The organism is Luteolibacter sp. LG18 (assembly GCF_036322585.1).
Classification (GTDB): Bacteria; Verrucomicrobiota; Verrucomicrobiia; order Verrucomicrobiales; family Akkermansiaceae; genus Luteolibacter.
The window spans coordinates 2,337,545-2,353,150 of sequence record NZ_AP024600.1; the positions used below are offsets into that span (position 1 = coordinate 2,337,545).

9 protein-coding genes are annotated in these 15,606 nt (G+C 65.4%); 2 read left to right on the forward strand and 7 right to left on the reverse strand.

All coding sequences use genetic code 11. From position 1 onward, the window contains the following. Positions 1–63 precede the first annotated feature (63 nt). Positions 64–1,257: an FtsW/RodA/SpoVE family cell cycle protein gene (locus tag llg_RS09825; protein WP_338289695.1), complete on the forward strand. Its 1,194-nt coding sequence runs from the start codon at positions 64–66 to the stop codon at positions 1,255–1,257. A 227-nt stretch (positions 1,258–1,484) separates the two neighbouring features. Here the strand turns inward: llg_RS09825 and pbpC are convergent, their stop codons facing one another. Together pbpC and llg_RS09835 are read right to left on the reverse strand one after the other, a co-directional pair. After that, positions 1,485–3,749, reverse strand: a complete 2,265-nt coding sequence (gene pbpC / locus llg_RS09830; RefSeq protein ID WP_338289697.1) for a penicillin-binding protein 1C — start codon at positions 3,747–3,749, stop codon at positions 1,485–1,487. 25 nt (positions 3,750–3,774) lie between these two features. After that, positions 3,775–9,564, reverse strand: coding sequence for an MG2 domain-containing protein (locus llg_RS09835; protein WP_338289698.1), 5,790 nt, complete (start codon positions 9,562–9,564; stop codon positions 3,775–3,777). A gap of 154 nt (positions 9,565–9,718) precedes the next feature. On the opposite strand from llg_RS09835, the gene llg_RS09840 reads away from it, so the two are divergent. Further along, the gene (locus llg_RS09840; protein WP_338289699.1) at positions 9,719–10,285 is read left to right on the forward strand and encodes a ribonuclease H-like domain-containing protein; all 567 of its coding nucleotides are present in this window, start codon (positions 9,719–9,721) and stop codon (positions 10,283–10,285) included. A 192-nt stretch (positions 10,286–10,477) separates the two neighbouring features. On the opposite strand, the gene llg_RS09845 is transcribed toward llg_RS09840, so the two are convergent. From llg_RS09845 to llg_RS09865, 5 genes are all read right to left on the reverse strand, one after another. Then, a complete protein-coding gene (locus llg_RS09845) occupies positions 10,478–10,846 on the reverse strand; it encodes a glyoxalase superfamily protein (RefSeq protein ID WP_338289700.1) in 369 nt (122 codons plus the stop codon). A 9-nt stretch (positions 10,847–10,855) separates the two neighbouring features. After that, the gene (eutC, locus tag llg_RS09850; RefSeq protein ID WP_338289701.1) at positions 10,856–11,605 is read right to left on the reverse strand and encodes an ethanolamine ammonia-lyase subunit EutC; all 750 of its coding nucleotides are present in this window, start codon (positions 11,603–11,605) and stop codon (positions 10,856–10,858) included. Then, the gene (locus llg_RS09855) at positions 11,602–12,987 is read right to left on the reverse strand and encodes an ethanolamine ammonia-lyase subunit EutB (RefSeq protein ID WP_338289702.1); all 1,386 of its coding nucleotides are present in this window, start codon (positions 12,985–12,987) and stop codon (positions 11,602–11,604) included. The genes eutC and llg_RS09855 overlap by 4 nt, the downstream gene beginning before the upstream one ends. A 108-nt stretch (positions 12,988–13,095) precedes the next feature. Next, positions 13,096–13,458: a VOC family protein gene (locus llg_RS09860; RefSeq protein WP_338289704.1), complete on the reverse strand. Its 363-nt coding sequence runs from the start codon at positions 13,456–13,458 to the stop codon at positions 13,096–13,098. A gap of 43 nt (positions 13,459–13,501) precedes the next feature. Beyond that, a complete protein-coding gene (locus llg_RS09865) occupies positions 13,502–15,598 on the reverse strand; it encodes a hypothetical protein (protein ID WP_338289705.1) in 2,097 nt (698 codons plus the stop codon). Between the last annotated feature and the right edge of the window lie 8 nt (positions 15,599–15,606).

A 15,606-nucleotide genomic window follows, 5' to 3' on the forward strand; every position in this document is an offset into this window, starting at 1 on the left:
GAATGTTTCCACGCCCGCCTTGCGTTGGCGGGCGTGGCCGGTATCGTGGCGCTCCCGCCCACGATGACACCGTTTCTCCGCAAATTGCTCGGTATGAACTGGGTGCTCGTGCTGGTCATGTACGGGCTCCTGATCTTCGGCCTGTTCATGGTCGAAAGCGCCGCCCGCCACCTGTCCTATCCGGCGGCGATGCATGACAAGTTCGCTCACGCCGGGCTGTACTACGCCCACATGGACAAGCAGTGGATCGCGATCGGCAGCGTCGCGTTCTTCGCCGCGGCGTTCGTGAATTACCGCTGGATCCGCTGGCTCGGCATCCCGGTCTACATGGCCAGCTTGGTCCTGATGCTGGTGGCCATGAAGCAGGAGACGGCGGTCCACCAGATCACGCTCGGGCCGCTGACCTTCCAGCCCGCCCAGCTCGGGATCTTCTCCGGTATCCTGATGATCTCGTGGCTGATCCAGGATCTGCCGAAGCTGCACCGGATGTTCGCTTCACCCATCGCACGCATCGGCATCATCGGCATCGTCTCGGCGATTCCGTTCCTGCTGGTGATGAAGATGGGGGACATGGGGTCCGCGCTGGTGTGGATCCCGGTGATCGTGGTCGCGCTGGTGGTAGCCGGGGTACCGTTCCGCTACCTGTCATTCATGACTTTCGTCAGCCTCGGGCTGTTGCCGATGATTTACTTCGTCGCGCTGCCGCTGGTGTCGAAGCGCGGTCCGGAGCGTATCGATCTCTGGCTGCGGATGCTTCAGGGCCGCGAGGTCGACAAGAACGGCGACGCCTACGCGCCCTACTACGTCTCCATGGCGATCGGCAAATCCGGCTGGAAGGGCGTCGGTTGGAACGCCACCGCCGACAAGGGCTCGTTGCACGCCCGCAAGCTGATCCCCTGGGAAACGGCCCACAACGACTACATCTTCGGCGTGATCGGGGAGGAGCTCGGTTTCCGCGGCAGCCTGCTGCTGATCACCGCCTTCGCGCTGCTGTTGATCCAGTGTCTATTCATCGCCTTCTACAGTAAGGACACCTCCGGGCGGCTATTGGTGTGTCTGGTGGTCGCCCTGTTCTTCTCCCACATCTTCGAGAACATCGGAATGGACGTGCTGCTGCTGCCGATCACCGGCATTCCGCTGCCGCTGGTCAGCTACTCCGGCACGTTCGTGATCATCTGCATGTTCCTGCTCGGTCTGGTGCAGAGCGTCTGGATCCACCGCAACGACGGGGTCGAGGAAGAGCCGGTGGAGGCTTGAACCTCTTGGGGAGTTGAGCCTTCAGGCGAGGAAGGTCTTCCGGGAGGCGGAGGCCTGAAAGTTTGCTGGTTTTCAGTGTTCAGTTTTCAGGACGAGAAGACACGCGTTCGCCGATCGGATGCAGCAAACTCGCGCTCTTCCTTTTTGCGTATTTTGCGCCTCTTTGCGGCTCAGATATCGAGGGCCTCCACTTCCCGGAAGACATTCCTCGCCTGAAGGCTCTACTTCTAGAGCTTCTTCACCCGGATCGTGATCGAACGTTGGGTGCCGTCGCGCGGATCGGTGGCGGTGAGGACGTGGGTGCCGGGTTGGAGGACGACGGCGGGTTCGGGTGAGGCCGGTTCGAGCGTGAGGGTGGGGGACGACCAGAGGGCGGTGCCGGGCAGGTTGCTGGCGACGCGCAGGCGCTTGCCGCCGGAGGGGAGCTCAGGATCGAGCAGGCAGGTGATGCCGTCCGATGGCGCGAGGATGCGCAGCGGCTCGCGGGCCGGGCGGGAGGTCTCAAGCGCGAAGTCATTGCGGCGGCGGTTCTCGGTGCTGGTGAACCATTCCTGATAGGTGGCATCGAGGACCACGTGGCCGTCCGTGTCGTAGTCGGCGGTGGTGGCGGGCAGCGGTTGGCGGCTCGCGAGGCACACTTCCATTTTCGGTGCTTGGTCCGGGCGGGCGTCGGCCAGCACGTGTCCGGTGCGGGGATCGACGGGGACTTCCACCACGCCCTCCGGTCGCGGCAGCCACGCTGGAGCGGTGTCGCGCTGTACCCGCAGCATGGTGCGGTGGAAGATCGGTCCGGCACCGGCCACGCCGGAGAGGCCCTTGATCGGCGTTTGGTCGAAATTGCCGGCCCACACGCCCACGGTGAAATCGCGGGTGAAGCCGAGGCACCAGTTGTCGCGGAAATCGGAGGAGGTGCCGGTCTTCGCCGCGCACTTGAAGGGCATCTCCAGCGGACCATGGCGACCGAACGACGGCGCACGGGCATCGGGATCCGAGAGGATGTCCGAGACCAGCCACGCGCAGCGGGAGTCGAACAAGGTCCGCGGGGCCACATGCGCTTGGGACGAGAACAGGCGGGGAGGAATGCTAGTGCCGCCGCGGGCGAGCGTGGCGTAGGCATTGGTCAGCTCCAGCAAGCGGACCGGGGCGTTGCCGATGGTCAGGCCGAGCCCATAGTGGTCCGGTTGCTTGCCGAGGGTGGTGAGGCCTAGGTTCACCAGCAGGTCATAGAGCGGCTGCGGGCCGCCGAGATCGTTCAGCTCGCGGATCGCGGGGACATTGAGCGAGCAGCCAAGCGCGGTGCGGATCGATACCGGTCCGCGATGGGTGCGGTCGAAATTGCCCGGCAGGTTCAGGCCCTGCTCGGTGCGGAAACGGGTTGGGATGTCCGCCACGATCGCGCCGGGGTAACGGCCGGTGGTTTCGAACGAGAGCAGGTAGGTGAAGGGCTTGAGCGCGGATCCGGGCGAGCGCGGGGCGAGCGTTCCATTGATCTGGCCGCCGCGTGGGTCGTTCCAATTGCCCGAGGTCACCAGTGCGAGGATGTCGCCGCTGGCATTGTCGATGACCACCACCGCGGCGTGCCGCAGGTTTGCCCCGCGCAGCGCGGCGAGTTCCTCGTGGACGATGGTTTCCACGTCGCGCTGGAGCGGGAGGTCGAGGGTGGTGCGGAAATCCGTGGCGGATGGGTCCGGCACGAGCGCCAGCCACGGCGCGGTTTCCTTTTCGGTGAGCGGACGAAGGTCGGGTGTTTCCGTCAGGGCGGATTGGATACGGGCAGGATCGATCGCCCCGGCTTTGGCCAAGCGGGCGAGCACCAGGTTGCGGCGCGCGAGCGAGGCCTCCGGGCGCTTGAGCGGATTGAGCCGGGTGGGGGCCTGCGGCAGTCCGGCAAGCAGGGCGCACTCGCCGAGCGACAGGTCACCGAGGGGTTTCTGGAACAAATGGCGCGCGGCCTCGGCCGGGCCTCTACGACGGTTGCCGTAGTCGAGACGGTTCAGGTAGGCGGTGAGGATGCGCTCCTTCGACCACGTCATTTCCAAGCGCCGGGCACCGAGGGCCTCGCGCAGTTTCGTGGCGAGACCGCGTTGCGAGGAGGGCGACGAGATCTTCACCAGTTGTTGGGTGATGGTGGAAGCACCGGAGACGACGCGGCGGTGGGTGATCCAATCGCTTGCCGCGCGGGCGGTGGCGAGCAGGTCGATGCCGCCGTGCTGGAAGAACCGCTTGTCCTCCGCGGCCAGCGTGCACGCGATGAAGTCGGGTGGAAGGTCCGCGATCCCCACCGGTTCGCCGCGCGAGAAATCCCCGAGCGTCAGCCGCCGGATCGGCTCGCCGTGGCGATCCAGCAGAACCGGCGAGGCCGGGACCTCCGTTTCCAGGCCCGCGGGCAGCGGGACCAGGAACGGCAGCCCGAACCAGCCGAAGGCCCACAGCGCCGCCAGCGCGAGCGGGATGGCCACGCGCTTGCGGCGGAGATGACGGAACACTTTCACGGACGATGGATCGAGGGCGATCCGGTCATTTCGTGCGGATCAACTGCGAGGCGGAGAGCGCGAACTTCTCCGGATCGTACATCGACTCCACCTTCGCGGCCGGCGCGGTGGCTTCGCCGGCCACCGTGCAGCGGGCGAGGTAGGTCACGTTGTAGGTGCCGCGCCGCCAGACCTGGTCGAAGTAGAACACCGCGCGGTCGCTGCGCAACTCGCTGTGGGACATCGACCAATCGTTTTGGCTGGTCCTGCCGCCGTTCGCCGCGGCCTGGCTGGCGAAGTCACTGTTCACCGTTTCAAAGACCGAGGGCAGCAGGTCCTCGACCACAAGGTAGCGCGTGTCGTCCTTCGGGAGCGTCACCCGCAGCGTCACGCGGACCAGATCGCCCACCGCGGGGCGGTCGAGAGGCTCGCTCTTGCCGTCGGACTTCAGACGCTCGTAGAAGCGGGTGATCTCCAGGCCGTTCGAAGCCACCGGCTGCTGCGGCTGGATCTTCGGCTTCGAGGCGAGGTTCACGCGCAGGAAGGCGGGCGAGGTCGATTTCACCGAGAGCTTCTTCGCGAGCGCCAGGGAGAACGCGCGGGTGGCGGTCGGGGATTCCGCACCCAGGACCATCGGGTCGGCGCCGTTCTCGGTGGCGAGAGTGACGGTCACCTGTCCTTCGCGTTTCGGCTCGGTGGTGGCATAGGTCGAAAGCGCCAGCAGACCCCAGCCGTTCATCCACGTGGTACGCCATTCTCCGTAGGGATTGCGGTCGCGGAGCAGGCGGTCGATCGAGCGCATCGTTTCCGGCGAGGACGGATCGATCTTTGCCCACGCCAGCACATCGAGCGCTGCATCCGGATTCCACGGCATCCACGAATCGTCGCGGGCCTTGAACGGCTTGGCGCTGTTGAGCACGGCGATGGCCTCGGCTTTCGCGTTGTCGGTGCCGGAGGCGGCGATTGCCAGCGCGAGGAAGCGGCGGGCGCGCGGTGGCACGCCCTCGATGCGGTCGCGGAGCAGGTTGTGGTAAGCCTGTTGCGGTTTGCCCGCGAGCGAAAGCACCCACAGCGAGCGCGCGGCGCTTTCCATGTCCCACGCCGAGCGGATGTCGGAGAGACCGCGCAGGGACGTGATGAGGTCGTTGCAAAGTCCTTCGATGGCATCCTCGGGCACCGTGGCACCGGCTTGGTCCGCCAGCACCAGGCCGAGTCCGGCGTAAGAGGAAGCCCAATCGAGACGCTCACGACAGCCCGGCCAGTAGGTGAAGCCGCCGCTGGGAAGCTGCATCGAGAGCAGGCGGTCCGCGCCCGCTTGGATCGCCTTCTTCACCTTTTCATCGGGGACTTTCTCAAACTGCGGCACCACCGGCCGCAGCGACTTCACCGCGAACCACGGCATCAGCGACGAGGTCGTTTGCTCCACGCAGCCGTGGGGATATTGGAGCAGGTAATCGACGGACGGACCCGCTTCCAGCAACAGCGAGCGGGAGAACTCCAGCTTCAGCTCGCCCTTGCCATCCAGCAGCGCCGGGTCGAGCTGGCTTCGCAGATCGAGATCCGCTCCGGGGCCGGAGAGCTTCACCAGCTTCGATTGGCGGAGCAGCGGCATCGGGTAGTTCACGGGGAAGCGCGTTTCCACCGCGTCGCCGAGCTTCCGCGCCAGCACCGGGGTCAGCGAGACGCCTTCGACGGAAACCGGTTCGGCGCGGAAGGTGAGCACCGCCTCGCCGGTGGTTTCCACCGCGATCGGGAAGGGCACCACCGTCGAGCCACCGGAATCGATCGTGACCGTCTGGGTGGTCTGCGACAGCGCGCGGCACACCGGCGTGCCGCTGGCCCCGTGCGGATTGAAGGTGATCTTCCAAGTGCCCTTGTGGCCGGAGGCGTTCTGGACCAGCACCTGCGGCGTCACCAGATCCGCCTCGTTCGCGAACCGCGGGGCCTTCGGTTCCAGCATCAGCGGCTTGTTCACCACGATGTCGGTCTTGAGCGCGCCGAAGCGGGTGGCTCCCTCGGTGGCGACGGCCAGCACACGGTAGCGGGTGAGCGTGTCCGGCACCTTGAAGGTGTGTTTGAACTTGCCCTGCGCGTCCGCGACCAGCGTGGGAGCCCAGGTGGCGCACGGGTCGAAGTTCTTGCGCAGCAGCTTGTCGAGATTCTCGTTCAGTTCATCGCCGCCGCCGACGAAGAAGCCCTTGTTGAAGAACTGCTGGTTGTCGGGGTTCTCGGAAATGAAGTGGTCCAGCGAGGTGCCGGAGCGCACGGCCAGCTCGCGCGGGTCGTGGAAGAACGCCATCGGGTCCGGGTTCTCGTAACCCATCACCGCGAGGGTTCCCTCGTCCTCCGCAAACAGCGTGACCTCCGCGCCGGCGGCGGGCGAGCCATCGGCCTTGGTCACGGTGCCGGCCAGGATCACCTCGTCGCCGGGCCGGTAGGTGGCCACCTGCACGGTGGAGCCGCCGGTGGTCACGGGCAGCGTTTCAGTCGAGTTCTCGGCGGCCACCTTCACGGCCAGTCGGTCACGGACGTTCTCGACGGTCAGCTCGCAGTAGCCGAGGCGGAGCTGCGGTTCCTTGAAGTCGCGGGCGGAATCCTTCGATCCCTTGATGACCAGAACGGAGACGAAGGCGTTGGGCGCATCGTCCTCGTTCAGTGGGATCTCGATCACCGGCTTGTCCGCCTTGAGCGGCACGGTGAACGAGCGCAGCACCGACTCGCGCTCGACGGTGACCAGCGCGGTGCCCTCGATCGGGGACAGCACCAGCACGCGGGCGATATCGCCGGGGCGGTAGGATTTCTTCTCCGCCACCAGCTTGATCTTCATCCCCTCCTCGTAAGCCCACGGGTATTCATTGCTACCATAGACCCAGTAGGTGGTGGTGGTGGCGAAGGCGTGGCCCTGCGCGTCCTTGCCCTTGAAGGTTACGAAATGGCGGCCCGGCTGGCTGGAGGTGAACTCGTAGGTCGTGCCGTCGCGCTCGTTGCCCGCCGGGTTGATCGTGGCGGTGCCGGTGGACACCGGTTCCTCATGGGCGTCGTTGCGGGTCACCGTGTCGCCGTCGTCGTTGCGGGTCTTCGATTGCTCGTTCACCTCGCGCACGGTCACGGTCTCGATGGCGAGCGGCTTGTCGTAGGGTTTTCCGTCGGGAGTGATCGCCACCAGTTTCAGCGGCACGCGGTCGCCGACCCGGACGAGCCGGTCGGTGCGGGACACGCCGACGTAAACGGACGCCGGGTGCACCGTCACGCTGCTGCTGGCGGTAAGCGTCTGGTTGTTTGCGTCGGTCACCTCGGTGCTCACGCTGATCTCGCGGGTGGTTGGGATGTCGCCCTGCGGCAGCGTTACGCCGAAGGTGGCCTTGCCGCTGGCGTTGAGCTGGGCCTTGCCGTTGTCCGAGGTGCTGCGCTCGTCATCCTCGCTCTCGCTTTCACGGTAGTTGAAGTAGTGGAACCAGTAGCGCCAGTCCTCCTGACGGTGGTTGCCGAAGAGGAAGTCCTGGTAGCGCTCCGGATACAGGTTCACGTCCGAGACGCGGGTGTAATGCTCGGCATTGCCCGCGGCCACCGGCTGGCCCTGGTAGTAGGTGGCGGCGAGGTCCACCTTCACGGCGTCCGCTCCCGGCGCGGGTTCGGCGATCTTCTGCTCCACCTCGAAGGCGTTGCGGCGGAATTCCTCGACGCGGAACTGGAAGAAGAACGTGGAGTTTCCACTGATGCGCTCTTTCTCCTCCTCGTCCTCGCTTTCGTCGGCCTGCTTGACCTCGTCCTTGTAGACGAGCTTCACCGAATAGTAGCCCGTTTGTTCCTCGGGGGCCTTGTAGGTGAAATCGAAGGCCCCGTTGGGCGAGAGCTTCACTTCCTGGTCGACCACCTCCTTGTCGGTCGGGTCGGAGATGACGAGATGCGGCTTGGCCTCGTCGGCGGCTTTGATCGCATTGCCCTGCTGGGTGCGGATGATGCCCTTGAGCCGCACCGTTTCGCCGGGGCGGTAGAGCGAGCGGTCGCTGAACACCAGCACGCGGCGGCGGGAGTCCGGTTGCTCGTCATAGGAATAGCGCACCGGGAACCGCCACAGGCTCACGGTGTCGAGCGTGTTGTCGAAGGCGGTGATGTAGGTGTCATCGCCGAGGCTGGCGCGGAGATGGCGGACGTCCTCGCCGCGCGCGACCTTCGCCACGCCATTGGCGTCGGTAGCCACGCTGGCTAGGGACTTCGCGTCCTCGCCGAAAATCTCGATCTTCACCCCGGGCAACGCCTCGCCGCTGGCGCAGGAGAAGGCGTAGAGCATCGCGTCGTCCTTCGTCAGCTTCCAGGCCAGGCCGATGTCGGTGAGCTGGATGAAAGCCTGGGCGGACGGGCGGCCGTCGTGCGTAATCCCGTCGGTGAGCGTGCCGGTGGCTTCCAGGAAGAAGATGCCGTGCTTCGGCGCGTTCTTGAGGACCTCGTCCCACTTCAGCGTCACCTCGCCGGAGGTGTCGATGCCATCGCCGATGTCGAAATCCTGATCCAGCACGGTGGTGCCCGGGATCAGCTCGTAGGGCACCGGCGCGGTCGGTTTCACCTCCGTACCGTCCGGGCCGGAGCCGGTGTAATGGCGGTAGGCTTGGAACGCGCGGACCAGCGTGTCCCCGCTGAGCTGGCGGGCGCGAACCCCCACCTTCGCGACGTTGATCGTCTGAATGCGGTACTGGCGGCTGCCGGCGGCGAGCTGCGCCTCCTCGGTGCTGGGCAGGACCAACTCCGGATCGAGGTGCTCGAAGACCAGCTTCTTCGCGGCGGGCGCGACCAAGGCGCGGCCGTCGTAGGAAGCCAGCGGCTGGTTGACGCGCACCTCCCACTCGTCATCGGTGAAATCGCCTTTCAAGCGCAGCTCGTTGCCCTCGACTTCCGCCTTGAGGTTCTCCGGCTCCGGAGTGATGCGGACCGCGGATTTCAGCACGTTGTCCGCGATCGTTTTCGGCAGCGCGAGGTTGAAGCCGATCACGATTTCCCGCGGCTCGTCGGCCGTGGTCACGGCGTTCATCGAGGTCACCTTGAGCGGGTCGATGTTGCCGAGCTGCTGGCTGTTGTTGTCCTTCACCTTCGCGTTGTTCGCCGCGTTCGGCAGCCCGGCCAGCACCGAGAGCTTCCAGTCCTGGCCGACGGGCAAGGGGGTCACCGGCGACACGATCAGGCCTTGCACGAAGGGATCGTTGGCCGGACGGGTGGCGTTCGGATCGACGGGCGTCTTCGCCTTCATCCGGGTGAAACGCTGGCTCCATGAATAGGTGTCCAGGCTGGTGGCCCCCGCCTGCCCGGCGGTGGCGCGCACCGTTTTCGCCGCCACACGGCCGCCGTCCTTGCTTTCGAACGAAAAGAACGGGGCCGCTGCCACGGGATCGACGTCGTCATTGAACTTCAGCAGCCACGACGCGGTCCGCGGCGAGAACCCGTCCGCATAGCGGTTCAGCGCCGAGGTCGTCTCGATCCGGAACGCGGTGCTCTCCACCGTGGCGATCTGCCCGGCTGGCACCGGCGTCTGGTCGATGTGCTTGTGGCCGCCGCGCACCGAGAACTTGTAGGTCATCCCGAGCGCGGGCACCTGGTCGGGCAGGAATTTCGCCACGTTCGGTGCCTTCCATTCCAGTTTCCCGGGCAGGGCGGGTTCGATCACCAGCCAGTCGTTGACGGCGGGCTTTCCGACGGACTCGTCCGGCACCACGGCGCGGTCGAGGATCAATTCGATCCCGCTCTCAGGGATGAGCGTGGGTGTCGAGACGAACAGACGCGGCGCGGCCCATAGGCCGCTCGTGCTGGAAGCAAGGGCCAGCACGGCGAAACGGAGCGTTTTCATGGGGATCAGGGAAATGTGCCTGATAGGAACGCTATACGTATTTGCCCCTGTTTTCCTACACCGCCGTGATTCCGGGACGGGAAAATTTTGTAACCGCTTTTTCCGATCCGTCCCGGGCTTGCCGCCCGCCGCATTCCCCGGTTAGCTCTCGCCCGTGGCTGGCAGAAACATCGTCTATTTCGACCTCGAAACGCAGCGCAGCTTCGGCGACGTCGGCGGATTCTCGAACAAGGGCAAGATGGGGATTTCCATCGCCGTGACCTACAGCACCGCCCGCGGGACCTATGAGATCTACCGCGAGTGCGAGCTGGACAAGCTGGGCGAGGAGCTGTGCCGCGCCGATCTCGTCGTCGGCTGGAACCACATGCAGTTCGATTACCCGGTGCTACAGCCCTACATCTTCCCGACCTTGGCCGACCAGACCATCAACCTGGACATGATGCTCGACCTTGAGCAGCGGCTGGGCTTTCGCCTGAAGCTGGATTCCGCCGCCTCCGCCTCGCTGGGCGTGGGCAAGACGGCCGACGGCCTGGATGCCCTGAGATGGTGGCAGGAGTACAAGAAAACCGGCGATTTCAGCGTGTTGCGGAAAATCGCCGAATACTGTGCCTACGATGTGAAGGTCACCAAGTGCGTCCACGAATACGCCCTGGAGCACGGGCACCTGAAATACGAGGACCGCGCCGGCCAGTTGCAGGAGGTCGCGGTCGACTGGAAATGAGGCCCGCGGCGCTTAGCCGACGTAGCCCATCAGGTGCAGCACCGTGTAGACCGCCCAGACGAAGGTGCAGAAAAGGGCGAGGATGAAGAGCTTGGCGCAGGCTTCGATGGACTTGCGGGTCATGGCGGCGGGGTTTTAGGGACTCTCCGCCCGCCCGCCAAGGCGAAATCTGTCCGTTGCGGCCGGTTTTGGTTATCCCGGGACGTTCTCGAAGAAGGTCAGCCGGTTGCCGAAGGGGTCGGTGAGCCGCACTTCCAGCGTGCCCCAGTCGGTTTTCTCCAGTCCGGGGCGGGCGTGCTTGTAGCATTTGGCCAGCAGGGCAGTCTGGAAATCGGTTACTCCAGCGGTTTCGATCCGCACCGCGCTGCCGGGGCAGGCGTCCCCGAAATGGCCGGAAAGATGCAGGATGCAGCCGTCCCGCGACACCTGCTGGTAGAGCGGGGCGTTTTCATCGAAGCGGTGCTGCCAATCGACCTGGAAACCGAGGAAACCGACGTAGAATTCGTGGGCCTTTTCCTCGTCGAAGATGCGCAGGATGGGCGTGACGGGGCCGAGGTTCATGGCGGCTTTTTATAACAACTCCGGGCCTTCCGCCAGCAACGGTGTGTCATCTTTCAGCCCGATCCCGCTCAGGCCGAGCCGGTAGGAGGCGGTCAGTAGGGCGTGGAGTTTCCGCGCCGCCAGGTCCGGGGCGAGTCCCTCCGGACGGATGTTCGAGACGCAATTGCGGTCGGCGTCGGTGCGGCCGGGGCGGGGCGAGTGGGTGAAATAGGCGCCCAAGCTGTCCGGCGAGCCGAGACCGGGCCGCTCGCCGAGCAGCATCAGGCTCAGTTTCGCTCCCAGCAGGCCGCCGACCTCGTCCTGGATGGCCACCCGGCCGTGGCGGACGATGCACAGTGGAGCGATGATCCAGCCGTCCTTCACCAGCAGCGGCAGCAGGGCGGAAAGAAGCGGCACTGCCTGGTCCATCACTGCGCGGGTGGAAAGCCCGTCCGAGAGCACGATCGCGAGGTCCGCGCCGCGGTCGACGTCCGCCAGCAACTCATGCGAGTGCCGGGACAGCGCGCGCCCGTAATCCGGCCGCCGCAGGTAGGTGGCGCGGTCGAGCGCCCGGCTTTCCAGCACCAATGGGTGACCATGCAGGCCGTGCAATTTCGCCGCGAGGTCCAGTGGGTCGAAGGGGGCGAGCACGGCGTCCTTCGCCCGTGCGTGGGACAGCCGGAAATCGAGCAGGGGAGCCGTTGGAAGGCTTCCGCCCGCTCTCCCGAGCGCGATCCTCGCCGCGGTGAATCCGCGCAGGTGTTGCCACGGATCGTTCATGACGCCACCTCCCCGCTCAGCAGCAGCGCGTGGCGCTCACCCACCGGCAGAAGGCGCTGCGAGGCATCGGCGATCCGCATGTGCTCCAGCCACGCCTCGAACTCCGGGGCCGCCCGCAGGCCGAGCACCTGACGGATGTAGCGGCTGTCGTGGAACGAGGTGGACTGGTAGTTCAGCATGATGTCGTCCGCGCCCGGCACGCCCATGATGAAGGTGCAACCGGCCACGCCCAGCAGCGTCAGCAGCGTGTCCATGTCGTCCTGATCGGCGTCGGCGTGGTTGGTGTAGCAGATGTCGCAGCCCATCGGCACGCCGAGGAGTTTCCCGCAGAAATGGTCTTCCAAGCCCGCGCGGATAATCTGCTTCCCGTCGTAGAGGTATTCCGGCCCGATGAAGCCGACCACCGTGTTGCAGAGCAGCGGCGAGAACTCCCGCGCCACCGCGTGCGCCCGCGCCTCCAGCGTCTGCTGGTCCACCCCGTGGTGGGCGTTCGCGGATAGGCAGGAACCCTGGCCGGTTTCGAAATACATCACGTTGTTGCCCACCGTGCCGCGGTTCAGTTCGAGGCCCATGCGATGCGCCTCGCGGAGCAGGTCGAGCGAGATGCCGAAGCTCTGGTTCGCCGCTTCCGTGCCCGCGATCGATTGGAAAATCAGGTCCACCGGATCGCCGTTCTCGATGCAGCGCATCGTGTTCGTCACGTGGGTGAGCACGCAGCTCTGGGTGGGGATGGCGTATTCGGTGATGAGCCGGTCCATCAGCCGCAGCAGCACCCCGCAGGCGGCGGGATTGTCGGTGGCGGGGTTGATGCCGATCGTGGCATCGCCGCAGCCGTAGAGCAGGCCGTCGAGAATGGAGGCCGCGATGCCGCGAGCGTCGTCGGTCGGGTGGTTCGGCTGGAGCCGCACGCTCATCCGGCCGGGCAGGCCGATGGTGTTGCGGAAACGTGTGACGACCGTCGCTTTCTTCGCGGCGAGGATGAGATCCTGGTTGCCCATGAGCTTGCTCACGGCGGCCACCATTTCCGGCGTGAGGCCGGGAGCCACGGCGGCCAGCTCCGCGGAGGTCGTCTGGTAGTCCAGCAGCCACTCACGGAATTCCCCGACCGTGAGACCGGACACCGGTGAGAAGGCCGCGCGGTCATGGCGGTCCGCGATCAGCCGGGTGACCTCGTCGTCGTCATACGGGATCACCCACTCCTCCAGGAAGGTCGCCAGCGGCACCTCCGCCAGCCGCATCTGCGCGGCCACCCGCTCCTCCGCGTTTGCCGCCGCCACGCCCGCGAGCTGGTCGCCGGAGCGCAGCGGCGTGGCCTTCGCCAGCAGCGTTTTCAGATCCGGGAACGAGTGGAAATCCCGGCCGAGTTGGAAGTGGTAGGACATCGCGGGTATCGATCGGAAGCATCATCCATTCCGGTCCGGGGCGGGGGCGAGGGAAATGCGCCGATTGCCCGGAAGTCTGGCGATCTTGCAAAGAAGAGAAACGGCGGGTCAGGTTTTCGCATCGGCCTCCCGTCCGAACGCCACCAGGTTGCCGTCCGGATCCTCGATCACGAAATCGCGCATGCCGTAGTCGTAATCCCGCGGCGGGGCTTGCGCGCGGGCTCCTCTCGCGGTGACCTCGGCGTGGTAGCCATCGACGTCATCGCAGAAGACGTAGAGGCTGCCCTGGCCGGTCTGGCGCTTGTTCGTCGCCGCCGGTCCGGAAAGGTGGATCTGCACCTCGCCGTGCGCCACGCCCGCGTAATCGCCGAAACGGAAGCGCTCCGAGAACCCGAGCACCTCCGTGTAGAATCGCAGCGCCGCCCCGACATCGGCGACATGGAAGGTCGTGGCGCTGCCGTGGGTCTGCATGATCTTCGTCTTTAGCGGATATCGTTCAAGGGTGCGAGGTTCTTCAGCGATCCGGTGTCAGGGGGCGGAGGATCTTGAGGTTCTCTTCCTTCATCCGGGCGATGATTTGTCCTTCGTAGGTGGTCAGGCTTGGGCCGGGCGCCAACAGACTGTCGCGTGAAATCCAATAACGCTCCTGAAGCTTGCAAAGGGGAATGAGCAGCGCCACCGGGAGAAGCAGGAAGATCCATGCGGGCACCAGCATGCGGGAGACCACTTGCCTGCCGAGCGCCCGATCGCGGTGGGTGAAGATCGCCCGTGTGAGAGCGGCGAGCCACCATAGCAGGAGCGGCAACAGCATTGCCACGGCCATCGCCGGCGCGTCCATCCCCGAGGGCAGCTTGTAGGTGCCTTCAAAAAATTCCACTTCGATGGGGGGCTCCGGATGCGGATGCAGGTAGTAGATGCCAGCGATGCAGGAAGCGAGATAACCGAGTGAGGCAAGTATACCCAAACCCAGCGGGCTGCGGTTTGCGATCGCGAGGCCGGGTAGACGGTAACGTAACCGCCAGCGGGCCGCCACCACCGGGGAGGCCATCGTGAGGAGGAGCCAAGCTGTCAATTGTACGATCTTCGTCACAATGCCCGGATTGAAATATCCCCAGTCTCTTCCGCCCAAGGGAGTCCATCCGTAAAGGATTGCCAGATGGGCTGTGGGCAGAACCGCGGCGGCAAAAAGCCATGCCCAGTCGACCGGTTTCAAGGTTTGTATCAATCGGGCAGACAATCGGCGCAACAGGCTGCCGGACCGGAAGCGGTAGATTGCACAGGCACCGCAGAGGATGAGAACGACGGGGAACACGGCCACCCCGGCGATGCGGTGGGCATTGGCGTGGTCGACCATGCGCCCGGGGTTCAGATCGGAGACCGTCGGCACGGGAGCGTTGTCCACCATATTCGACATGAGAGCGATCGTTTGGTCTGCGAGGGCGCTACCGTGGTCGGTCACCGCTTTTTCCGCCGCGGATGAAGGAGCTCGATTCCGCCGCGCGTCGTTATTGGCCCATGCCTGTTGACTGGCTTCCTTGAGACGGGCTGCCTGCTCGTTGAGGTCGAGTCGTTCGGCTCCGTCGCTCAGATTCGATAGCGTGGTGGCAAGGCTGCCTTGCAAGATAAGGTGTTCGAGCATGCGGTCGCTCGATTCGGTTTGCAGTCGGGCCAGGAGCGACCAATCCGCCATCAGGTGTTGGAACTCGTCCTTCTGTCCTTGGTTGGCCAGCCGCCAGCTCTGGGCCGCGACCGCACGGGAGAGGGGCTGGAAGGTGAGGGCCGCCAAGGATCCGGGGGCAGTGAACGAAAGATTTCGCATCCGTTCCGCGGAATCGGTGGCGGGAGGGAGGAGGGCCTGCCGCTCCGCGGCGAGCCGGGTCGAGTAGGATTCGAAGCGGGGCTGGGTGACCGCCTGATGCAGCAGCGCCATGCATTCCGCTAGCCGGGGCTCGTCCAGAACATCCCATTCCTTCGGAGCATGCGCGAGGGTCTGGGCCTTGCTCTGCTTTCTCGATTCGACGGTTTTGGCCGATTTCACTGCTGCCGCGAGGGCGGGGAACCAGGCGTTGCCCGGGTCAATCTTTTCCGCGGTGGCGAGGAAGTCGGTGGGCAATGCCGACCGCTCCGAGACGTGGATAGATGCATACTGGGCGTAGTAGTCGGGGCGGTCTGGGAATCGTTTCCAAAGGGCTTCCCACCGCCCGGCCCGGGTCTTGGAAGGGGTGCCGAAAAGGATCAGCCGCTGCTCATCAGAGAGAGTTCCGGCGAGCTGTTGCTGGAAATAGGGTTCATCGAAATCGTCCTCATGAAACCTCCCCATGAAGGGGTCGGAACCCAGGTGCTGGAACTCGACTGTTTCCTGGATCAGGGGGGCCAGACAGGCCAGGGAACCGAGCAGCACCGAGCCCCACAGCCACCATCTCCAGCGTCTCCGCAGGAGGCTGCCATCCTGTCGCCGGAGTTCTTCCGAAGCCGTCTCCCAACAAGTCGCGTCCGCGGACGACGGATCGATCCGCTCCTCCAATGCCCGCCGGGCGTGGATTTGGAGTTCCGCGTTGTCGGCGAAGGGGCGGACGACGGCGTCGAGGAAACGTTCGGCGGGAGAGGACATGGCGGGTG

Excerpts from the sequence above, each read along its gene's own strand:
- llg_RS09825 (WP_338289695.1), top strand. The coding sequence starts at position 64 with ATGACACCGTTTCTCCGCAAATTGCTCGGTATGAACTGGGTGCTCGTG.
- llg_RS09835 (WP_338289698.1), bottom strand. The coding sequence starts at position 9,564 with ATGAAAACGCTCCGTTTCGCCGTGCTGGCCCTTGCTTCCAGCACGAGC.
- llg_RS09845 (WP_338289700.1), bottom strand. The coding sequence starts at position 10,846 with ATGAACCTCGGCCCCGTCACGCCCATCCTGCGCATCTTCGACGAGGAA.
- eutC (WP_338289701.1), bottom strand. The coding sequence starts at position 11,605 with ATGAACGATCCGTGGCAACACCTGCGCGGATTCACCGCGGCGAGGATC.
- llg_RS09855 (WP_338289702.1), bottom strand. The coding sequence starts at position 12,987 with ATGTCCTACCACTTCCAACTCGGCCGGGATTTCCACTCGTTCCCGGAT.
- llg_RS09860 (WP_338289704.1), bottom strand. The coding sequence starts at position 13,458 with ATGCAGACCCACGGCAGCGCCACGACCTTCCATGTCGCCGATGTCGGG.
- llg_RS09865 (WP_338289705.1), bottom strand. The coding sequence starts at position 15,598 with ATGTCCTCTCCCGCCGAACGTTTCCTCGACGCCGTCGTCCGCCCCTTC.